This is a genomic window from Methylobacterium aquaticum (genome assembly GCF_001043915.1).
Classification (GTDB): Bacteria; Pseudomonadota; Alphaproteobacteria; order Rhizobiales; family Beijerinckiaceae; genus Methylobacterium; species Methylobacterium aquaticum.
The window spans coordinates 1-23,088 of sequence record NZ_LABX01000151.1; the positions used below are offsets into that span (position 1 = coordinate 1).

Annotated in this window: 19 protein-coding genes; 12 read left to right on the top strand and 7 right to left on the bottom strand. The window is 71.5% G+C overall.

Going from position 1 to position 23,088, the window contains the following annotated elements:
- Positions 1–34: 34 nt before the first annotated feature.
- The 3 genes from VP06_RS19075 to VP06_RS19085 all read right to left on the bottom strand — a co-directional run bounded on the left by VP06_RS19075 (position 35) and on the right by VP06_RS19085 (position 4,377).
- A complete protein-coding gene (locus tag VP06_RS19075; protein WP_197093237.1) occupies positions 35–1,417 on the bottom strand; it encodes a GGDEF domain-containing protein in 1,383 nt (460 codons plus the stop codon).
- A gap of 174 nt (positions 1,418–1,591) precedes the next feature.
- The gene (locus VP06_RS19080) at positions 1,592–3,022 is read right to left on the bottom strand and encodes a lipopolysaccharide biosynthesis protein (protein ID WP_048465370.1); all 1,431 of its coding nucleotides are present in this window, start codon (positions 3,020–3,022) and stop codon (positions 1,592–1,594) included.
- 95 nt (positions 3,023–3,117) lie between these two features.
- Entirely contained in the window at positions 3,118–4,377 is a 1,260-nt protein-coding gene (locus VP06_RS19085) for a glycosyltransferase family 4 protein (RefSeq protein WP_048465371.1), read from the bottom strand.
- A gap of 222 nt (positions 4,378–4,599) precedes the next feature.
- On the opposite strand from VP06_RS19085, the gene VP06_RS19090 reads away from it, so the two are divergent.
- On the top strand, positions 4,600–5,469 hold the full coding sequence (locus VP06_RS19090) for a DMT family transporter (RefSeq protein ID WP_048465372.1): 870 nt from the start codon (positions 4,600–4,602) through the stop codon (positions 5,467–5,469).
- A gap of 34 nt (positions 5,470–5,503) precedes the next feature.
- On the opposite strand, the gene VP06_RS19095 is transcribed toward VP06_RS19090, so the two are convergent.
- Together VP06_RS19095 and VP06_RS19100 are read right to left on the bottom strand one after the other, a co-directional pair.
- Positions 5,504–6,355, bottom strand: a complete 852-nt coding sequence (locus VP06_RS19095) for a class I SAM-dependent methyltransferase (RefSeq protein ID WP_245291235.1) — start codon at positions 6,353–6,355, stop codon at positions 5,504–5,506.
- A gap of 439 nt (positions 6,356–6,794) precedes the next feature.
- A complete protein-coding gene (locus VP06_RS19100; RefSeq protein ID WP_048465373.1) occupies positions 6,795–7,808 on the bottom strand; it encodes a magnesium transporter CorA family protein in 1,014 nt (337 codons plus the stop codon).
- Between the two features lie 215 nt (positions 7,809–8,023).
- Between VP06_RS19100 and groES the strand changes: the two genes are divergently transcribed.
- From groES to VP06_RS19125, 5 genes are all read left to right on the top strand, one after another.
- Positions 8,024–8,311, top strand: a complete 288-nt coding sequence (gene groES / locus VP06_RS19105; RefSeq protein WP_048433003.1) for a co-chaperone GroES — start codon at positions 8,024–8,026, stop codon at positions 8,309–8,311.
- A gap of 104 nt (positions 8,312–8,415) precedes the next feature.
- On the top strand, positions 8,416–10,056 hold the full coding sequence (groL, locus tag VP06_RS19110; protein ID WP_048465374.1) for a chaperonin GroEL: 1,641 nt from the start codon (positions 8,416–8,418) through the stop codon (positions 10,054–10,056).
- A gap of 176 nt (positions 10,057–10,232) precedes the next feature.
- Positions 10,233–11,237 (top strand): extracellular catalytic domain type 1 short-chain-length polyhydroxyalkanoate depolymerase, encoded by a 1,005-nt coding sequence (locus VP06_RS19115; protein ID WP_082167493.1) that lies wholly within the window; start codon positions 10,233–10,235, stop codon positions 11,235–11,237.
- Positions 11,237–12,055, top strand: coding sequence for an AraC family transcriptional regulator (locus VP06_RS19120; protein WP_048465375.1), 819 nt, complete (start codon positions 11,237–11,239; stop codon positions 12,053–12,055). Before VP06_RS19115 ends, VP06_RS19120 begins: the two co-directional genes overlap by 1 nt.
- A 67-nt stretch (positions 12,056–12,122) precedes the next feature.
- Positions 12,123–12,947, top strand: coding sequence for a methyltransferase domain-containing protein (locus VP06_RS19125; RefSeq protein WP_048465376.1), 825 nt, complete (start codon positions 12,123–12,125; stop codon positions 12,945–12,947).
- Positions 12,948–12,951: 4 nt separating this feature from the next.
- On the opposite strand, the gene VP06_RS19130 is transcribed toward VP06_RS19125, so the two are convergent.
- Both VP06_RS19130 and VP06_RS19135 read right to left on the bottom strand, forming a co-directional pair.
- Positions 12,952–14,292 (bottom strand): sigma-54-dependent transcriptional regulator, encoded by a 1,341-nt coding sequence (locus tag VP06_RS19130; protein WP_048465377.1) that lies wholly within the window; start codon positions 14,290–14,292, stop codon positions 12,952–12,954.
- Entirely contained in the window at positions 14,289–16,145 is a 1,857-nt protein-coding gene (locus tag VP06_RS19135) for a sensor histidine kinase (RefSeq protein WP_048465378.1), read from the bottom strand. The genes VP06_RS19130 and VP06_RS19135 overlap by 4 nt, the downstream gene beginning before the upstream one ends.
- A 333-nt stretch (positions 16,146–16,478) precedes the next feature.
- Here VP06_RS19135 and VP06_RS19140 point away from each other — a divergent pair, with 333 nt between their 5' ends.
- From VP06_RS19140 to VP06_RS19165, 6 genes are all read left to right on the top strand, one after another.
- The gene (locus VP06_RS19140; protein WP_048465379.1) at positions 16,479–17,828 is read left to right on the top strand and encodes a dicarboxylate/amino acid:cation symporter; all 1,350 of its coding nucleotides are present in this window, start codon (positions 16,479–16,481) and stop codon (positions 17,826–17,828) included.
- Between the two features lie 118 nt (positions 17,829–17,946).
- Positions 17,947–18,765, top strand: a complete 819-nt coding sequence (locus VP06_RS19145) for an alpha/beta hydrolase (RefSeq protein WP_156295682.1) — start codon at positions 17,947–17,949, stop codon at positions 18,763–18,765.
- Positions 18,766–18,874: 109 nt separating this feature from the next.
- Positions 18,875–19,852 carry a cation diffusion facilitator family transporter gene (locus VP06_RS19150; RefSeq protein ID WP_048465381.1) on the top strand — a complete coding sequence of 326 codons (978 nt, stop codon included), beginning with the start codon at positions 18,875–18,877 and terminating at the stop codon, positions 19,850–19,852.
- 250 nt (positions 19,853–20,102) lie between these two features.
- Entirely contained in the window at positions 20,103–20,951 is an 849-nt protein-coding gene (locus VP06_RS19155; RefSeq protein ID WP_048465382.1) for an HTD2 family dehydratase, read from the top strand.
- Between the two features lie 143 nt (positions 20,952–21,094).
- Positions 21,095–22,123, top strand: coding sequence for a TRAP transporter substrate-binding protein (locus tag VP06_RS19160; RefSeq protein WP_048465383.1), 1,029 nt, complete (start codon positions 21,095–21,097; stop codon positions 22,121–22,123).
- 123 nt (positions 22,124–22,246) lie between these two features.
- A complete protein-coding gene (locus VP06_RS19165; RefSeq protein ID WP_048465384.1) occupies positions 22,247–23,056 on the top strand; it encodes a glutathione S-transferase family protein in 810 nt (269 codons plus the stop codon).
- Positions 23,057–23,088: the final 32 nt, after the last annotated feature.

Consider the following 23,088-nt stretch of genomic DNA (forward strand, 5'->3'; position numbering starts at 1 on the left):
AGCTGAAGCGATTCCCCTGCAGGCGCCGCCGCGCTCAGGCCGTGGCGACCTCCACCCGGTTCCGCCCGGCCGCCTTGGCGGCATACAGGGCCGCATCCGCCCGCGCGAGCAGCGTTTCGAGGGAGTCCGGCTCGGCGGCCTCGCGCACCGCGAGGCCGAAGCTGGCGGTGATCGCGTGCGGCCAAGCGAGCGCGCCCTCCGCATCGGGACTGTCCGGCTGCACGAGGGCCGCCACCCGTAGCCGCAGCCGCTCGGCCGCCCTCGCGGCCTCGGCGGCGCCGGTCTCCGGGAGCAGCACGGCGAATTCCTCGCCGCCGACCCGGCCGAGGAGCGCGCCGTGGCGCAGGCCGGATTGCAGCGCGCCGGCGACCGCGGCCAGCACCCGGTCCCCCTGGCCGTGGCCGAACCGGTCGTTGATCTGCTTGAAATGGTCGATGTCGATCATGAGCACGGCCGCCGGCCGGCCCGCAGCGGCGAGGCCGGCCAGGAGGGCGGCGGCGCTCTCCAGGAAGGCGCCACGCTGCAGCACCCCGGTCAGGTGGTCGTAACGGGCCATGTGGTCGAGCCGCCGGAGCAGGTCGTCGCGGGCCCCGTTGACGATGGCCACCGCCATCGGGCCGAGGGCCACCAGGGCGATGCCCAGGCGCGCCGACAGGAACGCATTGACGTAGACGAGATTGGCATCCGGCAGCCGCATCACGCCGAGGGCGATGGCGAAGAGTTCGGCGATGCTCAGGAGCGCCGTCAGCAAGAGGGTCGTGAAGACCGTGTAGCGCAGGGCGCACCAGATGAGCGCCGGCACCGGCAGCGCCAGGACGCCGGGCCCCCCGAGCAGGATGGCGCCCGCCAGGGACAGGGCGAGGGCGGCCGCCGGCAGGAGATCCGTCGTGCTGCGCCAGCCGCCGGAGGGACGGCGCCGCCCGAGGAGGCGCCGCAGCGGCCGCTCCCGGGGGGCGACGAGGAAGAGCGGCGTCAGGATGATGTAGACGGCGAGCTGGCCGTTGAACCAGTCGAGCACGCCGATCAGGAGCGGGCGCGCGAACAGGACCGCGCTGGCCAGGCCGCCGACCAGGGACTCGGCCGTGGCGCCGGCGATGCAGACGACCAGCACCGACAGCATCGACCGGGGCTGGTCGAGGCGGCGGGCCTCGACCGGCAGGAGGCGGGTCGCCGTCAGGACACCGGCCGCGACGCCCGCCAGGTTGGCGAGGTTGAGCCACAGGGTCGGCCCCCAGGCGGTGCCGGCGAGCCGGTCCGCGGCCAGGTAGGCGAGCGCGGCCCCGAGCCAGCCCGCCGCGGAGGCGCGCTCGGGATGGCGCAGCAGCATGCCGAGCAGCACGGCATTGGCCGGCCAGAACAAGGCCAGCGGCCCGAACAGCCGGGTCGTCAGGATGGCGAAGAGGGCACAGGGCAGCACGATCGCCGCCGTCCAGCCGGCATCGCGCAGGGCGTGCCGCCGCCACCCGGAACAGGGTGCGGCGGCTCGGGGGCGGCGGGGTGGAGGAGGGCGCGGATGGCTCATGGATGGATGGCGAGGTGCGGGCCGCCCGTCCGGGCGGCGCGGCCCGGGACCGGGCGGAACCGCATTCCCCTACTCCGCCGGCACGGCCCGGCCAAACCGGGCGAGGACCGTGCTGCGCAGCTCGGCGATGTCGAAGCACCAGACCAGGGCGCCGTAGACGCCGCCGCCCAGGGCGAGGCAGGCCGGCAGCGCGAGCCAGGGGTCGAGCCCCCGCACCGGCAGGATTGCGGCGGTCATCGCCGCGGTGGCGAGCGCCACGCCGGCGAGGTCGCGCCAGGGCAGGCTCAGCCGGTCGCGGCCCGCGAGGGCGCGGCCGGCGAGGACCAGCATGGCGGCGACGAAGCCGAGGGATTGCGCCGCGGCGATGCCCGAGGGGCCGAACGGGCCGGCGAGCGCCACGGCGCCGACGAGGTTCACCACGGCGCCGACGAGGCCCGCCGCGACGAGGGGCAGGGTGCGGCGGCGGATCTGGAAGATCGGGTTGAGGGCGAAGTTCATCAGCGCCAGGGCGAGCAGGCCCGGCAGCAGCAGCCCGGTGTAATGCACGAAATGGCCGCGATAGGCGTCCGGCACGGCGATCGCCTCCAGGGCCGGGGCCACCGCCCAGACGCCGGCGGCGCTCGGCAGGATCAGGGCCAGCACCACGGCGACGTTGCGGGCGACCTGCTCCTCGCCGGCCTGGTGGCCCCGGGTCTCGGCCGCCAGCACGGCGATCTGGAACAGCAGGAGGTCGAGGGCGGCGCCGATCGTGCCGAAGATCCGCCCGCCGATATCCGCCGAGAGCGAGAAGTAGCCGGCCTCCGCGAAGCCCGCCACGGCGGCGACGGCCCAGCGGTTGGCAAAGGGCATCAGCTGGTAGACGAGATTGGCCGCGACGATCGGCAGGCCGTAGCCCATGAACCGCGTGAGCGCTTCCCGGCGCCGGGCCGGCGCGTGGGCGATCGGCGGATCCGCGAAGGCGCGCCGGACGAGGAGCGCGGCGAGGAACTGGCTCAGGCCGCCGGCCAGCATCACGGCGGCGGCGTCCCGCGTCGCCCAGGCGGTGCCGACCATCAGCGGCAGGGTCAGGGCGTTCTTGACGAGGACGAGGCGGAGGTAGAGCCCGCCGACGAAGCGGGCCCGGGCGAGCGCTGCCGCGTAGTCGAACAGGCCGAGACCGATCGCCGCGGCGGCGGCCGCGGCCGTCAGCATTGCCGGATCGCCCACGAGGGGCCGCCCCGCCAGCGCCAGGAGCGCCGCGCCGACGAGCCCGACGATGGTGGCGAGATAGGCGCGGTCGAGCATCCCGCGGATCCACGGCTCGGCCTGCCGGACGCGCTCGGAATAGAACCGCGTCGCCGAGAGGCGCAGCCACTCGAACAGCAGGGTGTTGAGCGCCACCGCCCCGGCGGTGCCGAGGGCGAACCGGCCGAAATCCGCCGGCCCCAGGACCTGCGCGAGGAGCAGGCCGAGGGCCAGGTTGATGACCGCATTGACCACGAAGGCCGCGATGACCGCCATTGGGGAAGGCTCGCCGAAGATGCCGGGATGCGGCGGGTTTGCGTGGTCTTCGCTCAGAAGATGGTGGGCATGTGGAGCGGCGGTCGGGCGGGCCGCTATCCCGCCGCCCGCATCGGAGGCGGCCTCGGCCCCGCCTCCTGATCCGCCTCTTGCCCGGACACCTCCCGGTACACCCGCTCCAGCCCGTCGAGGTGGCGCTCCAGGGTCAGGGGTGCGGCCCAGAACCGGTCGTAGGCCGCCCGTCCCATCCGCATCGCCGTGGCATCGTTGACGAGGTGGCTCATGGCGTTGGCGAGCGCCTGCGGATCGTTGGAGCGGAACCAGAACCCGTTCTCGCCGTGCTGCACCGCCTCGCGGCCGGCGCAGACGTTGCTGACGAGGACCGGGGTGCCGAGCGCCAGGGCTTCCAGCACCGTGAGAGGCTGGCCCTCGTACCAGACCGACGGGAAGACCAGGGCACGGGCCCCGCGCAGCACCGCCTTCACCTGGTCTGGGCTCTGCCAGCCGAGGAAGAGCGCCTCGGGATGGCGCGCCTCCAGCTCCGCCCGGGCCAGCCCGTCGCCGGCGAAGACCGCCCGCACCCCGGCGAGCCGCGCCGCCTCGGCGAAGACCCCCGGGCCCTTCTCGGGCGAGAGGCGGCCGACGAAGACGAAGTCGCCCGGCGGGCCCGCGCGGTGGCCCAGGGGCTCGACATCGACCGGGTTCGGCACGTCGTAAGTGCGGGTGGAGGCCGGCAGGTAGGGCGCCAGCGCCTGGCGCTGCAACTCGCTGATGGTGATCATCGCGTCGATGCCCTCGACGAGGCCGGTGCGGCGCATCAGGGCATGGCGGGCGACCCGCATCAGCTTGCGCGGATAGGTGCGCGAATCGCAGTTGTGGGTGAGGCAGGCGAGCCCGTTCGGGGTCCGGTGGCAGGGGGCGGCGACGGGGTAGTCGTAGAAGCCGCCATTCGGGCAGGCGAGGTAGTATTCGTGCGCGGTGTAGACCACCGGCGCGGCGGCGGCCCGCAGCACCGGCCCGATCGAGGGCGACAGCGCCTTGGCCCAGGCATGGACGTGGATCACCGTGTCGCGCGGGTCCGATTCGGCGACGAGATCGCGCAGGCGCGCGGCGGCCGGGGCGTTCCACAGCCATTGCACGCCGAAGCTGGCGAGCGAGCGGGCCTTCGTCACGTCGGTCTGGCCCAGGATCACGGTCCGCACCCCGGCTTCCGCCAGCCGCGGATCGGCCGGGCCGACGGCGGCGAACAGCACCACCTCGTGGCCGCGGCGGGCGAGCCCGATCGCGCTCTCGAGCGAAACCTTGGCCTGGCCGCCATTGATGTAGGCGTGGTCGGCGACGAGGACGATCCTCACGGCCGCCCCCCGCGGATCTGGCCGGGACCATCGTGCAGCATCGGTCGGGCTCCCTTCGGACGACGCGGAACGAGGCGCAGGATGGCGCCGACCCCTTAAGGAAACCGCCTCGGCGGCCCGGTTCCGGCGGCCCCGCGCCGCGCCCTTGCACGCTGCCCTTGCACGCTGCCCTCGCGCCCGGCCCTTGCGCCCGGCCCTTGCCCGGGCCATCCGGCTTGGACCATGCGTATCCCGTCCCCCTCCCCTGCCTCCGCGATCCTGCTCGCCGCCCTCGGCATCGGGCTCCTGTCGCTGATGGACGCCACCATCAAGGGCCTATCGGACCGCTACGGCGTCACCGGCATCGCCTTTGCCCGCTACGTCGTCGGCTCCCTGGTGATGGCGGGGGTGCTCGCGGTGCGGCGGCCCGGCTGGCCCTCGGCCGAGACCTGGCGCAGCAACGGCCTGCGGGCGGTGCTGGTGGTGGTGACGGCCGTCTGCTTCTTCCACGGCCTGTCGGTGCTGCCGCTCGCCGAGGCGCTGGCTTTGTCGTTCCTGAGCCCGGTCTTCATCGCGCTGTTCGCCGCGCTGCTCCTGCGCGAGCGGGTCCGGCCGCCGGTCTGGGCCGGGCTCGTCGTGGGCTTTGCCGGGGTCGGGATCGTGGTGGCGGGGCAGGTCGGCACCGATGCGCCCCGGGCAGCCGGCTCGGCCTGGGGCATCGCCGCCATCCTGACCTCGGCCCTCACCTACGCGCTCTCGATGGTGCTGCTGCGCGCCCGTGCCCGCCACGACCCGGTGGTGACCATCGTGGCGATCCAGAATGCCGGCCCCGCCGCGATGCTGGCCGTGCCCGCGGCCTGGACCTGGGTCCCGGTCGCCGCCCCCGACTGGGCGCTCCTCGTCCTCGTCGGCCTGCTCGGCGTCGCAGGCCACCTCGTGCTCAGCCGCGCCTATGCCAAGGCCGAGGCGTCGCGGCTCGCCGCCATGGAATACACCGCGCTGCTCTGGGCGATCGGTCTCGGCTACGTCGCCTTCGGGGAGGTGCCCGGGATGGCGACGCTGGCCGGCGCGGGCCTGATCCTGGCCGGATCGGCCCTGGCGGCGCGGCGGTGAGCGGGGCGGTGGAGCCCCGACCTTCTCCCCCGTGCTACTTGCGGGCGATCACATAGGCGAAGCTCGTGAAGGTGCGCCAATCGCGCTGCCGGGCGACCTGGGTGAAGGCGGCATCGATCTGTTTGATGACGGGAATCTTCCAGAAGTAGCTGTAGCCGTAGAACGGCAGCACCACGACATCCCGGAAGCCGATCTCCCGCAGCAGCGGCGTGATCGCCGCTTCGTCGCCCCGGCAGAGGTTGTAGTAGGCCGGGAACTTGGGATTGTCGCCCTCGTCGCGGCGATCGGGAAAGAGAGCGTGCAAGACCGCCCGCGACAGCCGCTCGGGCATCAGCTCGTTGATGACGAAGGGCGGCGCGAACAGGGTCGGGAAGAAGCTTAAGGCAGCACCGCCTGGGGTCAATAACCCGTGGATGTTGCGCCACATCCGCGCGGTGTCCTCGACATGCTCCATGACCATCCGGCAATATGCAAAGTCGAAGCGGTTTGATCCGATCGCCGCGAGGGTCGACGGCGCGGCGATGTCGCAGCAGAGCTTGGAGAAACCCGCCGGAGCGAGGTCGAGTTCCTTTTGCGAGAGGTCGTTCAGCGTCACGTCGATGCCGTGCACGCCGAGCTCGCCCGGCGAGAACAGCGGGTCGCGACCGCCGCCGATCTCGAGATGACGGCGCAGACCGTAAGCCTCCGTCATCGCCAGGATCATGCTCTTGTAATTGCTCCAGCTCCAATTCCAGTCCGACGTATAGCCAAGGGAATCGGCAATGTCGCGGATCGAGCGCGTGTGAAGCGGCACCGATCCGGCTTCGATGGACGTAATATTTTGATGAATGCTCACGGACGATCCCTTCCGCCAAAAGGCCATGCTCGCTTGAAAGCGTGCGTGCATTTCATCAATTGATACAATCAGAATCAATTACGACAAATACTTAGGTAAGTAAATATAGTTAATGGCGCCAAGGGTAACATTTCGAGCGCATTTATCTAAATAAACGAAATACAATCTGATGAATAAGACAAAATTAATTTAGTAAAATGTTTTGCAAACATAGATGTCGCGATGCATCGAGGCGTCAAAGCGCGGACTTGTGGACGTCGTCTGCAAAAAGCAGGAGGCGCGTGGACATATCCAAATTCCGCGGCTCATCCGGACCCGAGCTCGCATTCAATCAGGCTTGCATGGTGTCGAGAGCCGGATCGCCGGAGAGCAGAAGGGCCATCTCGACATCCGGGAGCGGCCGATGCGGTGCCGCGGATATCGGTTTCCGCTCGACCTCGGCCGCCACTTCAGGTCTTGGCCGGAGCGAGGAAGCTTACGCCCTGGCCGCTCAAAACCACCCCTTCAGCTTGAAATACACCGCCGGCGCCAAGGCGCTCGCGGCGATCACCGCGAGCCCGAACGGATAGCCGAAGGTCCAGTCCAGCTCCGGCATGTGCTTGAAGTTCATGCCGTAGACCGAGGCCATCAGGGTCGGCGGGATGCCGATCACCGAGACCACGGTGAGCACCCGGAAGGTGTTGTTCTGCTCCATGTTGATGAGGCCGAGGGTCGCGTCGAGGAGGAACTGCACCGTCTCGGACAGCCGCGTCTCGAACTCGTCCAGAGAGGCGACGTCGAGGCGCAGGCTCTCGAAGCGGGCCTTCTCCTCGGGCTTCAGCCAGCTCTCCGCCTCGCCGGCGACGTAAGGCAGGATGCGGCCGAGGCCGAGCAGCGAGGCGCGCAGCTTCGCCAGCGCCTTGCCGCGCCGGCCGATGGCGCGCAGGAGCCGCCGCAGGGCGAGGTCGCGGCGCTTGGGGGCGAAATTTCCGGGGCCGGCCCCCTCCCGCCGGCCCTGGCCGGTGGCGCTCACGTCGAACGTGAAGATCCGGGTCGAGAGCGAATCGAGCTCGTCGCTCATCGTCTCCAGGCTGTCGGCCATGCGGTCGATCAGCTCCTCGTTGAGCGCCAGGAAGGTCTCGATGCTGGAGGCCGGCCCGTCGCGCTCGGCCTGGCGCGCCTTCACGGTGTCGAAGGCGGCGAGCGGCTGGAACCGCACGGTGAGCAGCCGCTCCGGCGTCAGCACGAAGCCGAGGGGCCGCACGGTCAGGTCGTCGTCCCGGAACGAGACCATCGGGGTGCTGAGGTAGAAGGCGTCCCGGCGCCGGTTGAGGCGGCGGGAATTCTGCACCTCGCTCAACGCCGAGCGGGACGGCACCGCGAGCCCGGTCACCGCCTCCGCGAGCGCCGTCTCGGCCTCGCTCGGTTCGTCGAGGTCGAGCCAGGTGCCATGGGGCGGCAGGGGCCGCGCCGCGCAGGCCTGGCCCTCGGCGACGACGCCCTCCGGGCCGTGCAGCGTGATCATGGATGCGGCGGTGCTCCTGGTGGATCGGGCGCGAACCGTGCCGAAAGCGCCACACACCAGCGCCAACGCACCAGTGCCTTGACTCGACGGCGAGCCCCGATTATCTCCACGCCTGCCTTAGCACTCACCACGCGAGAGTGCTAATGCCCGGGTTGGGCCGGTGGCTTCGGCGCCAGCACAACCGCAATGCGTTCTGCGAAGCAAGAGGGCAGCACATGCAATTCCGTCCGCTGCACGACCGTGTCGTCGTCCGTCGCATCGAGAGCGAGGAGAAGACCAAGGGCGGCATCATCATCCCGGACACCGCCAAGGAGAAGCCGCAAGAGGGCGAGATCGTCGCCGTCGGTCCCGGCGCCCGCGACGAGTCCGGCAAGCTGAACCCCCTCGACGTCAAGGCCGGCGACCGCGTCCTGTTCGGCAAGTGGTCGGGCACCGAGGTCAAGATCGACGGCAAGGACCTCCTCATCATGAAGGAGTCCGACATCATGGGCGTGCTGGCTTAAGTCGCCACCCCCTGATCGCCCTGCAAGCCTGACGGCGGCGCCCCTGTCCGGGAGCTGACGCCGGAGGGTTTCCCCATCACACCGAGTCACTGAGAGGATTCACCATGGCAGCGAAAGACGTTCGTTTCGCCTCCGACGCCCGCGAGAAGATGCTGCGCGGCGTCGACATCCTGGCGGATGCGGTGAAGGTCACGCTCGGCCCGAAGGGCCGCAACGTCGTGATCGAGAAGAGCTTCGGCGCTCCGCGGATCACCAAGGACGGCGTGACCGTCGCCAAGGAGATCGAGCTCGCCGACAAGTTCGAGAACATGGGCGCCCAGATGGTGCGCGAAGTGGCCTCGAAGACCAACGACATCGCGGGTGACGGCACCACCACGGCGACCGTGCTGGCCCAGGCGATCGTCCGCGAGGGCGCCAAGTACGTCGCCGCCGGCATGAACCCGATGGACCTGAAGCGCGGCATCGACCTCGCCACCCAGGCCGCCGTGAAGGACATCCAGAGCCGCGCCAAGAAGGTGTCGGCCTCGGAGGAGATCGCCCAGGTCGGCACGATCTCGGCCAACGGCGACAAGGACATCGGCGAGATGATCGCCCATGCCATGCAGAAGGTCGGCAACGAGGGCGTCATCACGGTCGAGGAGGCGAAGACCGCCGAGACCGAGCTCGACGTCGTCGAGGGCATGCAGTTCGACCGCGGCTACCTCTCCCCGTACTTCATCACGAATGCGGAGAAGATGATCGCCGAGCTCGAGGATCCCTACATCCTCATCCACGAGAAGAAGCTGTCGTCGCTCCAGGCGATGCTGCCGGTGCTCGAGGCCGTCGTCCAGACCGGCAAGCCGCTGCTGATCGTCGCCGAGGACATCGAGGGCGAGGCTCTGGCCACCCTGGTCGTCAACAAGCTGCGCGGCGGCCTGAAGGTCGCGGCCGTGAAGGCGCCGGGCTTCGGTGACCGTCGCAAGGCCATGCTCGAGGACATCGCGATCCTGACCTCCGGTCAGATGATCGCCGAGGACCTCGGCATCAAGCTCGAGAACGTGACCCTCCCGATGCTCGGCCGCGCCAAGCGCGTCCGCATCGAGAAGGAGAACACCACGATCATCGATGGCGCCGGCGAGAAGGCCGACATCGAGGCCCGCGTCGCCCAGATCAAGGCGCAGATCGAGGAGACCACCTCGGACTACGACCGCGAGAAGCTCCAGGAGCGCCTGGCCAAGCTCGCCGGCGGCGTCGCGGTGATCCGCGTCGGCGGCGCGACCGAGGTCGAGGTCAAGGAGAAGAAGGACCGCGTCGACGACGCCCTCCACGCCACCCGCGCGGCGGTCGAGGAAGGCATCGTTCCCGGCGGCGGCACCGCGCTCCTGCGCGCCAAGAAGGCCGTGGCTGCTCTCACGAGCGACAACCCCGACGTCCAGGCCGGCATCAAGATCGTCCTGAAGGCCCTTGAGTCCCCGATCCGCCAGATCGCCAGCAATGCCGGCGTCGAGGGCTCGATCGTGGTCGGCAAGATCACCGACAAGGCGGACTCCGAGACCTACGGCTTCAACGCCCAGACCGAAGAGTACGTCGACATGATCCAGGCCGGCATCGTCGACCCGGCCAAGGTCGTCCGCACCGCCCTCCAGGACGCCGCTTCGGTGGCCGGCCTGCTGGTGACGACCGAGGCGATGGTCGCCGACGCGCCGAAGAAGGACTCCCCGGCTCCGGCGATGCCGGGCGGCGGCATGGGCGGCATGGACTTCTAAGTCCACGCTCACCCATCTGACGAGACGGAAGGGGGTCGCCGCAAGGCGGCCCCTGTTCCGTTGATGCGTGTCGTTGCGGCACTTCCTCGTTGAAGCCAGGCCGTGGCTCCGGCAGGGTGCCGAATCATCGCTCCCCGCCCGAGCGGGCCGGGGCGCCCCGCCGGAGAGTCCGTTCGATGCACGACACGCGGCCCAATGCCCTCGCGGACGCCCTCCGCCGCCTCCGGGCCGGCGGCCTCGGCCGCGCCTGGGCGGCCCTGCCGCAGGGGTTGCGGGATCTGGGCCGTCGGGCCGGCGAGGGCGTCGCCCGGCTGCGCGACCGGCTGCCCGGGATCCGCCCGGGGGCGGCGCCCACCCCCGGGCACGTCCTGTCCGAGACCTTTGCCGGGCCGCCGGGCCGGCGCGCCTATCGCCTCTACGTGCCGGGGGGCTATCGCGGCCGGCCGCGGCCGCTGGTGGTGATGCTGCACGGCTGCACCCAGACGCCCGAGGACTTCGCCACCGGCACCGGCATGAACGCCCTGGCGGAGGCCGAGACCATTTTGGTCGCCTATCCGGAACAGCCCCGGTCCGCCAACCAGGCCCGCTGCTGGAACTGGTACAGCCCCGCCGACCAGGGCCGCGACAGCGGCGAGACCGGCATCATCGCGGGCATCACCCGCGCGGTGATGGATGCCTATGCGGTCGATCCGCGGCGGGTCTACGTCGCGGGGATTTCGGCCGGTGGCTCCGCGGCGGCCAACGTCGCGGTGGCCTACCCGGATCTCTACGCCGCGGTTGGGGTGCATTCGGGCCTCTGCGCCGGGGCGGCTCGCTCCCTCTCGGGCGCCATCGCGGCGATGCGCGACGGCGTCGCCGGCACCGCCTCCCCGATCCCCACCATCGTGTTCCACGGCGACCGGGACACCACCGTGAACCCGAAGAACGCCGCGGCGCTCGCCGCCGCCACCGGGGAGCGCCTGATCCGGCGCGACGAGGGCCAGGTGCCGAATGGCCGCGCCTATGAACGCCACCTCTACGCCGATGCCGCCGGCCGCCCGGCCGTCGAGCATTGGGTGATCCACGGTTCCGGCCATGCCTGGTCCGGCGGCGATCCGGCCGGCAGCTACACCGACCCGCAAGGGCCCAGTGCCACCCGCGAGATGTGGCGGTTCTTCAAGGAGCATCCGCGGAGGACGTGATGGCCGTCGCCGTGCCGGAGGGAGGCCACCGGGCGCGCCCGCACCGGACCGGCCTGCCCGGGCTCGAGGCGGTGTCGGTCGCGTCCGACCGGACCTTCCCGCGGCACGCCCACGACCAGTTCGGCATCGGCCTCGTCCTTGCGGGCGGGCACCGCTCCTGGAGCGGCATCGGCGCCGTCGAGGCGGTCCCTGGCGACGTCATCACGGTCAATCCGGGAGAGATCCATGACGGCGTTCCGGTCCAGGGCCGGGGCCGGGCCTGGCAGATGCTCTATCTCGATCCGGCCCTCCTCGCCGACCTGACCCGAGAGGAGACCCCCGGCGCGGTCGAGATCACGCATCCGGCCCTCCGGGATCCGGCCGTGGCCGGCCCGTTCGCCCGGCTCTTCACCGCCATCGCCGCCGCCCGGCCGGAGCCCCTCGCGGTCGAGCAGGCGCTGACAGCGCTCCTGACCCCTCTCCTGGACCGCTACGGCAACCGCACGCCGCCGCGGCGCGGCCCGCCGCCCTTCGTGGCCCGGGCGCTGCGGCGGCTGGAGGAGGCGCCCGCGGAGGCGGTGACCCTGGCGGAGCTGGCCGGGCTGTCGGGCGTCAGCCGCTTCCAGCTCCTGCGCGGCTTTTCCCGCGCCACCGGCACGACGCCGCACGCCTATCTGATGCAGCAGCGCGTGCGCCTCGCGCGCCGGCTCCTCGCGGCCGGGCGCAGCCCCGCCGAGGCCGCCGCGGAGGCCGGCTTCGCCGACCAGAGCCACATGACCCGCGCCTTCATGCGCCAGTTCGGGGTGACGCCGGCCCGCTACCGCGCCGCCCTCGCCTGACCCGCAATCCCGTTCAAGACGGCGGCGGCCGGGCCGGGCGAAATCGTCTCCGGCACGGGAGGCGGCGATGCGGCACGAGCAGAATCCGGGATACGTCCACGGCTACGACGCGGCGGAGCAGGCGCGCCTGCACGATCAGGCGACGACGCTGGAGGCGCTGCTGCACCACGACAGCCATTTCCCCGACGGCGGCACGGTGCTGGAGGCCGGCAGCGGCGTCGGTGCCCAGACGATCCCGCTCCTGCGGCGCAACCCGGGCGTGGCGCTCACCTGCCTGGACATCGCGCCGTCGTCCCTCGCGGCGGCGCAGGAGCGCATCCGGGCCGCCGGCCTGCCCCTGCCGGTCTTCCGGCAGGGGGATCTCCGCGCCCTGCCCTTCGGGGACGCGGCCTTCGACCACGCCTTCGTCTGCTTCGTGCTGGAGCACCTGCCCGACCCGGGGGCGGCGCTCGCGGAAATGCGCCGGGTGGTCCGGCCGGGCGGGAGCCTGACGGTGATCGAGGGCGATCACGGCTCGGTCCTGTTCCACCCGGAGGATCCGCGGGCGCGGGCCGCCATCGCCTGCCAGGTGGCGCTGCAACGCGCCGCCGGGGGCGACCCGGAGATCGGCCGGCGGCTCGTGCCGCTCCTGCGGCGGGCTGACTTTTCGGACATCCGGGTCTCGCCCCGCCTCGTCCATGCCGACGGGTCGCGGCCGGCCCTTGCGGAGGGCTTCGTCCGCCGGACCTTCGCGGCGATGGTGGCGGGCATCCGGGACGAGGCCCTGCGGGCCGGGCTGGCGGAGCCGGCCGCCTTCGATGCGGGCATCGCCGCCCTGCACCGCACGGCGGAGCCGGATGGCTGCTTCTGCTACACGTTCTTCAAGGCCACCGCCCGGGTGCCCGTGGGCTGACCCGTCACCGGTAGTCGTTCGGATCGAGGCCGTGGCGGGCGATCTTGTCGTAGAGGGTCTTGCGCGGGGTCCCGAGGGCTTCGGCCGCCACCCGCACGTCGCCGCCGGCCATGATCAGCTCGTCGCGGATCAGGCCGCGCTCGTGGCGGTCCATCTGCTCGGCGAGCGTCGCCGGCCGGGCGGGCTCGGCCTGGGCCGGTCCGGTGGGGGCGAGGCCCAGGGCGCAGCGCTCGGCGAAATGGCCGAGCTCGCGGACGTTGCCGGGCCAGTCGTGCCGGCTCAGATGCTCGCGGATCGCCGGGGTCACGGGGGGCGGGGCGCGGTTGAAGCGGGCGGCGGCCTTGCGCAGGAAGTGCTCGAACAGCAGCGCCACGTCCTCGCGCCGCTCGCGCAAGGGCGGGATCGTCACCGAGACGACGTTCAGGCGGTAATAGAGGTCGTCGCGAAAGGTGCCCTGCGCGGCGGCCTGGCCGAGATCGATCTTGGTGGCGGCCACCACCCGCATGTCGACGGGCTGGACCGCGTTGGTGCCGAGCGGCTCGACCACCCGCTCCTGCAACACCCGCAGCAGCTTGACCTGGATGGTGAGCGCCATGCTCTCGATCTCGTCGAGGAACAGGGTGCCGCCATCGGCATGCGCAATGCGCCCGACCCGCTTCTTGAGCGCGCCCGTGAAGGCGCCGGCCTCGTGGCCGAACAGCTCGCTCTCGACCACGGTGTCGGGGAGCGCCCCGCAATTCATCGCCACGAAGTGGCCCTTGGCCCGGCGGCTCCAGCGGTGGAGCGCGCTCGCCACCACCTCCTTGCCCGAGCCGGTCTCGCCGAGGACCAGCACGTCGACATCGGCTTGCGCCACCTCGCGCACGAAAAGGCGCAGGCGGGTGATCCCCGGCGAGACGCCGAGGAAGGCCGGGTCCTCCGCCACCGCGGCGTCGAGGCGGGCGCGAAGCGTGCGGTTCTCCTGCACCAGCGCCCGGCGCTCCAGCGCCCGGCGCACCGAGGCGACCAGGGTGTCGGCCGGATAGGGCTTGGCCAGGAAGTCGTAGGCGCCGGACCGCATCGCCCGCACCGCCATGGTGATGTCGCCGTGGCCGGTGATCAGGATCACCGGCAGTTCGGGATCGGCCTCCTGGATCGCCGCGAACAGCCCGAGCCCGTCGAGCCCCGGCAGGCGCACGTCGGTGACGACCACGCCTGGCGGTTCGGCGAGGATCGCCCGCAGGGCCGATTCGGCATCGCCATGGGTCTCGACGGTGAAGCCCGCGAGGTCGAGGCTCTGGCCGTTGGCCCGGCGCACCTCCTCCTCGTCGTCGACGAAGATCACCCGCTGGGACGGCGCGCTCATGCGGCGGCTCCCGGAGCCGCGGCAGCCCCCTGACCCGCAGGCGCCAGCGGCAGCTCGACCCGGAACAGGGCGCCGCCTTCGGGGCCCGCGCCGGCCGAAAGGGTGCCGCCGCACTCCTCGACGATGCCGCGCGAGATGGCGAGGCCCAGGCCGAGGCCGCTGGCCTTGGTGGTGAAGAACGCATCGAACACCTGGGCGCCCCCGTCGGGCAGCCCGCTTCCATTGTCGCCCACCTCCAGCACCGCGCGCTCTCCCATGACCCGCACCGTTATGGCGATGCGTGGCTTCTGCACGCCCGCGACCGCGTCGAGGGCGTTCTGCACCAGGTTGACCACGACCTGTTCCAGCCGCGGCCCCTCTCCCAGGACATAAGGCGACGGCTCGGGAAGCGCGAGGGCAAGATCGATGCCCGGAAGCCGCCCCTCCACCACCTCCAGGCTCGCCCGCACCACGCCGGTGAGCGCGACGGGATCGCGCCGGCCCGAGGCCCGGCGGGCGAAGCTCTTGAGCTGGCGGGTCAGGCCGGCGATGCGCTCGGTCAGGCGGCCGACCGCGGCGAGATTCTCGGTCGCCTCCGGCAGGCGGTCGCGCTGGATCAGGATGCCGGCATTGTCGGCATAGGAGCGGATCGCCGCGAGCGGCTGGTTGATCTCGTGCGCCATGCTGGCGGCGAATTGGCCGAGCGCCGCCAGGCGACCCGCATGGGCCAGCTCGCGCCCGAGGCGCTGGCGCTCGGCTTCCGTGCGCTGGCGCTCGGCGATCTCGGCCTTGAGCTGGCGGTTGGCCTCGGTGAGGGCCTGGGTGCGCGCCCGCACCCGCTCCTCCAGTTCGCTGCGCCGTGCCGCCGCCTCGGCGAGGCTCGCCCGCAGGCGCCGGCGGCGCCCGACCAGCTCGGTCATCCCCAGACAGGCGAGGCCGACCGCCAGGCCGGCAATGACCTGGGCCTGGATCCGCTCGCGCGCCACCGCCACGCCGACCCGGGTCAAGGTGTGGAGCCGCCAGGTCGTGCCCGGGATGGCGGCGTCGAGGGCGATCGCCAGCCGCGCCGGTTCCGCCCCGTTGCCGACCCGCACCAGGCTTCCGTCCGCCGCCGGATGGAGCGGCACGGGGGCGAGGGGCGCGTCGCCGAATTCGAGCCGCTCGCGGATCAGCCGGCGCTCCTCGTCCGGCACCGGCCGCAAGGTGCCGAAGCGCCAGGCCGGTTCGCTCGCCACCAGCACGATGCTGCGGGGATCGGTGACCATCACCGCCTCCCCGCCCTTCGTCCAGGACGCGCGCCACGCCGCCTCGATGCCGTCGAACTCGACCTTGACCACCACCACCCCGGTCCGGCCGCCGGGGCCGGCGACCCGGCGGCTGAGATACAGGCCGGGCCGGCCGCTCACGGTGCCGAGGGCGAATTGCCGGCCCGCCCCCTCGGCGAGCGCCTGCTGGAAATACGGCCGGAAGGCGTAGCTCGCCCCGACGAAGCTGCCCGGCTCGCCGGCATTGCTCGCCGCCACCGCGGTGCCGTCTTGGCGGATCACGTAGATCACCGCCGCCCCCGAGGCCCGGGCGATCTCGGCGAGCCGGTCGTCGACCCGGGCGAGCAGAGCCGGATCCGGGGACGCGCCGACCACCGCGGCGATCTCTGGGTCGCTGGCGAGCGCGAGCGGCAGCGAGCCCTGCTTCTGCATCTCGGTGCGGAAGGCCGCGACGTGGAGCGCCAGCGTCGCGGAGGCGGAGCGCCGGAGATCGGCCAGCGCCGCCCGCTCGGCATGGCGGCCGGCAAGGAGCGCCGCGGCCAGCACCGCCGCGAGGCTGAGGAGCCAGGGCAAGGCCGGGGAGCGCAACAGCGCGCGCCCGCCGGTCATTGCCACCCCGCAGGAGGTCGGAACCCGGTCCGGACGGTTGCGGATTTCCGGAACGGATCCGGCCCCGCGTTGCGGCGTACCGGAAGGCTCGTCGGCGCGGTCTCCTCCTGGATCATGAATATCCTTTTATTTCTCGATACTTAACAAAAAATTTCGATGGTTCGCCGGCTGGCACGCCGGTTGCCATTCTGTGTCTGTCCGCAGACCGCCGGTACGCGGCCGGCCCGCGAAAAGGTCGAACCCCGCCCGAGGGCCGAGAGCCCGAAGGCCAAGAGCAAGAGCGTCACCGAGAACGCCCGCCCCGTAAACGAGCCATGCTAGGGAGAACGTCCGATGGCTACGATCCCGTCCCCGCTGACCGCGCCCCACGCGCCGCCGGCGCCGAAGCCGATCTACAAGACCCTCTATTTCCAGGTGCTGGTCGCCGTCGCGATCGGCATCACGCTCGGCCACTTCTACCCGAAGCTCGGCGCCGACATGAAGCCGCTCGGCGACGCCTTCATCAAGCTCGTCAAGATGATCATCGCCCCGGTGATCTTCCTCACCGTGGTCTCCGGCATCGCCGGCATGACCAACCTCGAGAAGGTCGGCCGGGTCGGCGGCAAGGCGCTGATCTACTTCCTCACCTTCTCGACGCTGGCGCTGATCGTCGGCCTGATCATCGCAAACCTCGTCCAGCCGGGCGCGGGCATGCATATCGATCCGAAGTCGCTCGATCCCAAGCAGATCGCGATGTACGCCGAGAAGGCGAAGTCGCAGACCATCACCGACTTCCTGATGAACATCATCCCGTCGACGGCGGTGGGTGCGTTCTCGGGCGGCGAGATCCTCCAGGTCCTGTTCTTCTCGGTGCTGTTCGGCTTCGGTCTCGCCTTCCTGGGCGAGCGCGGCAAGCCGGTGCTCGACTTCATCAAGATCCTGTCCGAAGCGATCTTCGGCGTCGTTCACATCATCATGAAGGTCGCTCCCATCGGCGCCTTCGGCGCGATGGCCTTCACCATCGGCAAGTACGGCATCTCCTCGCTCGCCAACCTCGCCTACCTCGTCGGCGCCTTCTATCTCACCTCCGCGATCTTCGTCTTCGGCGTGCTCGGCCTCGTCGCCCGCTACAACGGCTTCTCGATCGTCAAGCTGATCCGCTACATCAAGGAGGAGCTGCTGCTGGTGCTCGGCACCTCGTCCTCCGAGTCGGCCCTGCCCTCGCTGCTCGAGAAGATGGAGCGCGCCGGCTGCTCGAAGCCCGTCGTCGGCCTGGTGGTCCCGACCGGCTACTCGTTCAACCTCGACGGCACCAACATCTACATGACCATGGCGGCCCTGTTCATCGCCCAGGCGACGGACACGCCCCTCACCTACGGCGAGCAGGCCCTGCTGCTCCTCGTCGCCATGCTCTCCTCGAAGGGCGCCGCCGGCGTCACCGGCTCGGGCTTCATCACGCTGGCCGCGACGCTGGCGGTGGTCCCCTCCGTGCCGGTCGTCGGCATGGCGCTGATCCTCGGCATCGACCGCTTCATGTCGGAGTGCCGGGCGCTCACCAACTTCATCGGCAACGCGGTCGCCTGCATCGTGGTCGCCCGCTGGGAGGGTGAGGTCGACATGGACCGCCTGAAGGCCGCCCTCGACGGCAACCCGATGCCGCTGGAGGAGATCGTCCCGGTCCCGGCGCTCCAGGCCGCCGAGTAACCCACGATCCCGGGGCCCCGGCCCCGGGTCATCCGGGAGGGGCGGCCCTGCGCGCGGCGCGGGGCCGCACCTCCCGTTTTCGCGGTATCGTTCCGCCATGGCTTCGGGAGGATCCACGATGGCGGGCGGCGACTGGCGCGGGATGGACCGCGCGACACTCAGCAGGGCCTACGACAATTCCGGTGCCGTGCCCGGCAGCGGCGCCGTCATGGCGGCGTTGCGCGAGCGCAGCGCGGCCGTCCGGGCGACCCGTTCCGGGGAACTGGACATTCCCTACGGCGCGGGCGCCCGCCAGCGTTTCGACCTCTTCCGCTGCGGCCGGCCGGGCGCGCCGCTGCTCGCCTTCATCCATGGCGGCTACTGGCAGCGCAACGACAAGGGTGGCTTCTCGGCTTTGGCCGAGGGACCCCTGGCCCGCGGCCTCGACGTGGCGATGATCGGCTACACGCTCTGCCCCGCGGCGACGATGACGGCGCTTGCCGCCGAGATCCCGGCGGCCCTCACCGCCCTGCGCGCCCACGCCGCCCCGCCGCGCCTCGTCGTCTCGGGCTGGTCGGCCGGGGGCCACCTCGCGGCGCTCGCCATGGCCTGCCCGGACGTCGATGCGGGGCTGGCGATCAGCGGCATCTTCGACCTCGCGCCGATCCGCCGCACTGTGCTCGACGACGCGCTCCACCTCACCGCGGAGGAGGTCGCGGCGCTGTCGCCGATCCGTCACCTGCCGGGCCAGGCCGGGCCGCTCACCGTGGCGTATGGCGCGAACGAATTGCCGGAGCTGTGCCGGCAATCGCAGGTCTACCAAGCCGCCTGGGCCGGGACCGGGCTCCCGGGCGACCTCCTGCCCCTGCCGGGCGACGATCACTTCACGGTGCTCGACCAGATGATCCGGCCGGACGGGGCGCTGACCGAGGCGGCCCTGCGGCTGGCGACCGGCTGACCTGCCGGTCCCCGGGGCTCGCCGTCCCGCGCCTCCCGGCCTAAAGCTACGGGCGCCGCGACGACCGCGCGGGCCCGCGCCGGCCCGGGCGAGGAACCAGGAACCGGGCATGGGCCAGCACCACGACCACGATCATCACGGCCACGATCAAGGGCACGATCATCACGACCACGGGCACGGGCACCCTCACGGCCCGGGCCACGTCCACGCCCCGGCGAGTTTCGGCCGCGCCTTCGCGATCGGCATCGCGCTGAACACCGGCTTCGTGCTGATCGAGGGGGCCGCTGGGGTCGTCACCGATTCGGTGGCCCTGCTGGCCGATGCCGGCCACAACCTGTCGGACGTGCTCGGCCTCGTCGTGGCCTGGGCGGCGGCGACGCTCGGCCAGCGCCAGCCGACGGCGCGGTTCACCTACGGCCTGCGCTCGTCCTCGATCCTCGCCGCCCTGTTCAACGCGGTGTTCCTGCTGGTCGCCGTCGGGGCCATCGCCTGGGAGGCGGTGCAGCGCTTCAGCGCGCCGGCCCCCGTCCCGGGCCTGACCGTGACGATCGTGGCGCTGATCGGCATCGCGGTGAACGGCGTCACCGCCTGGCTGTTCGCGTCGGGCCGCAAGGGCGATCTCAACCTGCGCGGCGCCTACCTGCACATGCTGGCCGATGCCGCGGTCTCGGCCGGGGTCGTGGTGGCGGGCCTCGTCATCCTGTGGACCGGCTGGACCTGGGTCGATCCGCTGACCAGCCTCGTCATCGTGGCGGTGATCGTCGGCGGCACCTGGGGGCTGCTCCGCGACAGCGTCGTGCTCTCGCTCGATGCCGTGCCCCCGGGCATCGACCCGGCCGAGGTGCGCCGCTGCCTCGCCGAGCGGCCGGGCGTCCGGGAAGTCCACGACCTCCACGTCTGGCCGATGAGCACCACCGAGACGGCGCTCACCGCCCATCTGGTGATGCCGGAGGGCCATCCCGGCAACGCCTTCCTGGCCGAGTGCGCGGGCCTGCTGCGCCGCCGCTTCGGCATCGCCCATGTCACGCTCCAGGTGGAGCTGGCGGGGGGACCGGCCTGCGCCCTGGCGCCGGATCACGTGGTGTGAGCATGATCGAGGGGCTGTCGTTTCGCGACGTGTCGGAGGGGCCGGGGGTCTTTCCTCCGGGCGGGTCGCCTGCCGTGACACAATCGGCGGCGGGCGTGGCGGGCGCCGCTGGGAGGCGTTGTCTTTCGTCGACGGGGAGTGACGCACGGGTGTGAAGCCTGGTCCAGGCAGCCGGTATGCAAGTGCGAAGACGGGTCGATATAGATCCTGGCACGCCCCGCATGGCGGGCGGCAGGACAGGGACGTCGCGATGCCCGAGATCGACATCGACCATCTGCGCGGCTGGATCGGCCGCACCCGGGACGTCGAGGACAGCGTGACCCCGCGCCTCGTGGCCGAGTACCGGGCGACCTTGGCCCCTCACCTCGCCCCGGTGGCGGAGGGCGAGGCGCCGCTCGCCCTGCATTGGTGCCTCGCTCCCGAGACCCCGGCCGCCGACGCGCTCGGGCCCGACGGCCACGCGGCGAAGGGCGGGTTCCTGCCGCCGGTGCCGCTGCCGCGGCGGATGTGGGCCGGCGGCGAGGTCGAGACCCTGGCCTCCTTGCGCATCGGCGACCGGGTGGTGCGGCGCGAGACCGTGGCGGACGTGGCGGTGAAGGTCGGCCGCACCGGCACGCTGTGCTTCGTCACCGTGCGGCACGACTACCTGACCGAGCGGGGACCGGCGATCCGCGACCGGCAGGACATCGTCTATCGCGAGGCGAGCCGGCCGGGCGAACCTGCGCCGCCGCCGAAGCCCGCCCCCGCCGAGGAGGTGCCGAACTGGTCGGTCGAGGCCAATTCCGTGCTGCTGTTCCGCTACTCGGCCATGACCTTCAACGGGCACCGCTTCCACTACGACCACCCTTACGCGACGCAGGTCGAGGGCTATCCCGGGCTCGTCGTGCATGGCCCGATGCAGGCGAGCCTGCTCCTCAACCTCGCGGCGGCCCGCCTCGGCCGGGTGCCGGCGCGGTTCCGCTACCGCGGCGTCTCGCCGATGATCGCCGGATCGCGATTCGCGGTGGCGGGCCTCTGCGAGGACGGCACGTTCCGCGGCTGGACTGCCGCTGGCGGCGCCGTCTGCATGGAGGCGGAGGCGGAAATCCAGCGACACTGACGGATGCCTGCGGCGGCGGGCGCGACGCGGCCGGTCGCATGGGTGATGAGAGGCCCTTGAGCGATCGTCGCATTGCGACGGTGGAAGCGAACTGTCAGGGTCGTCACCGAACGACAAGACAATCATCACGACGAGGAAACGCCATGACGCAGCCGTCCCGCCCCATCCGGGCCTTCACCCGCCGCGCGCTCGCGGCCGGCACCGCCCTGCTCGTCCTCTCGGGCGCCGCTCTCGCCCAGGCGCCGATCGTGATCAAGTTCAGCCACGTCGTCGCGCCCGACACCCCGAAGGGCCGCGGCGCCGACAAGTTCAAGGAGCTGGCCGAGAAGTACACCAACGGCAAGGTGAAGGTCGAGGTCTATCCGAACTCGCAGCTGTTCAAGGACAAGGAGGAGGTCGAGGCGCTCCAGCTCGGTGCGGTGCAGATGCTGGCGCCGTCGCTGGCGAAGTTCGGGCCGCTCGGCGCCAAGGAGTTCGAGGTCTTCGACCTGCCCTACATCCTGCCCGACAAGGCGGCCCTGCGCCGGGTCACCGACGGGGCGCTCGGCAAGCGTCTGTTCGACAAGCTGGAGACGAAGGGCATCATCGGGCTCGCCTACTGGGATAACGGCTTCAAGGAGATGAGTGCCAACAAGCCGCTGCGGATGCCGGCGGATTTCCGCGGCCTGAAGATGCGGATCCAGTCCTCGAAGGTGCTGGAGGCCCAGTTCCGCGCGCTCGGTGCGATCCCGCAGGTGATGGCCTTCTCGGAGGTCTACCAGGGCATGCAGACCGGCGTGGTCGACGGCTCGGAGAACACGCCCTCGAACATGTTCACCCAGAAGCACCACGAGGTGCAGAAGTACATCACCCTGTCCGATCACGGTTATATCGGCTACGCGGTGATCACCAACAAGAAGTTCTGGGACGGCCTGCCGTCCGATGTCAGGACCGAACTCGACAAGGCGATGAAGGAGGCGACCGTCTACGCCAACCAGGTCGCCGACAAGGACAATGCCGACGCCCTCGACGAGATGAAGAAGTCCGGCAAGACCACCTTCATCACGCTCACTCAAGAGGAGAAGGCGGCCTGGAAGGCGGCTCTGGAGCCGGTCACCGCCGAGATGGCGAAGCGCGTCGGCAAGGACGTGATCGAGGAGTTCCAGAAGGAGGCGAAGGGCGGGACGCAGTAGCGGCCGCAACCAGCCCCGCGCCTCCGCGCGGGGCCGTCACCCACCATCGTCGGGCTCCCCCGGCCCGCCGCCGCGTGCGACACTGCCCCAAACGAACGAGACGGTCCGGGGGGAACCAACGCCATGCTGCTCTACGAGCACCCGCTCTCGTCCTATGCGCAGAAGGTCAAGATCGCCCTGCGCGAGAAGGGTGTGGCCTTCACCGCCGAACTGCCGGAGACGTTCGGCACCGGCCGCAGCGACGGCCCTTTCGCGCAAGCCAACCCGCGGACCGAGGTGCCGGTGCTGATCGACGACGGGGTGAGCCTCTTCGAATCGACCGTGATCCTCGAATACATCGAGGAACGCTGGCCCGCCCCGCCGCTGCTGCCGCGGGACCCCGCCGCCCGCGCTCAGGCCCGCATGACCGAGGAGGTCTGCGACACCCAGTACGAGGCGGTGAACTGGGGCTTCGGCGAGATCCTGTGGTTCCGCCGCGCCACGGGAGCGCTCGCCGACCACCTGCGCGCGGAAGCGGCGGCGCAGACGCGGGTCTTGCAGGACTGGCTCACCGGCCGCCTCGGCGGGGCGGAGTGGTTCGGCGGCGTCTCCTTCGGCTGGGCCGACGCGGCGGCGGCCCCGATGGTCAACCGCTCGGTGCATTACGGGCTCGGACCGCCCGAGGGCAGCCCGCTCGCGCGCTGGCACGCCCGGGTGCGCGAGCGCCCCGCCGTGGCGGAGACGTTCCGGGAATTCGACGCGGCGGCGGCCCGGATGGCGGAGGCCGCCGACCTCTACACCACCGGCGGGCGCCGGCGCGAATACCGTGACCACCGCCTCGAATGGATGGTGAAGTCCGGCGGGGTCGAGGTCGTGCTCGCGGGCCTGCGCACCGGCACCATCCGCTTCCCCTGGCCCGACGCCGCGTCGCGGCCCGACGCCGACATGCCCTGACGCGCCCGCCCCCGCGCCCTTCGCCCCCGGGA

Bases quoted from the DNA above. Each gene is read 5' to 3' on its own strand.
- VP06_RS19080 (WP_048465370.1), bottom strand. From the start codon at position 3,022: ATGGCGGTCATCGCGGCCTTCGTGGTCAATGCGGTCATCAACCTGGCC.
- VP06_RS19090 (WP_048465372.1), top strand. From the start codon at position 4,600: ATGCGTATCCCGTCCCCCTCCCCTGCCTCCGCGATCCTGCTCGCCGCC.
- VP06_RS19095 (WP_245291235.1), bottom strand. From the start codon at position 6,355: ATGCACGCACGCTTTCAAGCGAGCATGGCCTTTTGGCGGAAGGGATCG.
- VP06_RS19100 (WP_048465373.1), bottom strand. From the start codon at position 7,808: ATGATCACGCTGCACGGCCCGGAGGGCGTCGTCGCCGAGGGCCAGGCC.
- groES (WP_048433003.1), top strand. From the start codon at position 8,024: ATGCAATTCCGTCCGCTGCACGACCGTGTCGTCGTCCGTCGCATCGAG.
- groL (WP_048465374.1), top strand. From the start codon at position 8,416: ATGGCAGCGAAAGACGTTCGTTTCGCCTCCGACGCCCGCGAGAAGATG.
- VP06_RS19115 (WP_082167493.1), top strand. From the start codon at position 10,233: ATGCACGACACGCGGCCCAATGCCCTCGCGGACGCCCTCCGCCGCCTC.
- VP06_RS19120 (WP_048465375.1), top strand. From the start codon at position 11,237: ATGGCCGTCGCCGTGCCGGAGGGAGGCCACCGGGCGCGCCCGCACCGG.
- VP06_RS19125 (WP_048465376.1), top strand. From the start codon at position 12,123: ATGCGGCACGAGCAGAATCCGGGATACGTCCACGGCTACGACGCGGCG.
- VP06_RS19130 (WP_048465377.1), bottom strand. From the start codon at position 14,292: ATGAGCGCGCCGTCCCAGCGGGTGATCTTCGTCGACGACGAGGAGGAG.
- VP06_RS19135 (WP_048465378.1), bottom strand. From the start codon at position 16,145: ATGACCGGCGGGCGCGCGCTGTTGCGCTCCCCGGCCTTGCCCTGGCTC.
- VP06_RS19140 (WP_048465379.1), top strand. From the start codon at position 16,479: ATGGCTACGATCCCGTCCCCGCTGACCGCGCCCCACGCGCCGCCGGCG.
- VP06_RS19145 (WP_156295682.1), top strand. From the start codon at position 17,947: ATGGCGGGCGGCGACTGGCGCGGGATGGACCGCGCGACACTCAGCAGG.
- VP06_RS19150 (WP_048465381.1), top strand. From the start codon at position 18,875: ATGGGCCAGCACCACGACCACGATCATCACGGCCACGATCAAGGGCAC.
- VP06_RS19155 (WP_048465382.1), top strand. From the start codon at position 20,103: ATGCCCGAGATCGACATCGACCATCTGCGCGGCTGGATCGGCCGCACC.
- VP06_RS19160 (WP_048465383.1), top strand. From the start codon at position 21,095: ATGACGCAGCCGTCCCGCCCCATCCGGGCCTTCACCCGCCGCGCGCTC.
- VP06_RS19165 (WP_048465384.1), top strand. From the start codon at position 22,247: ATGCTGCTCTACGAGCACCCGCTCTCGTCCTATGCGCAGAAGGTCAAG.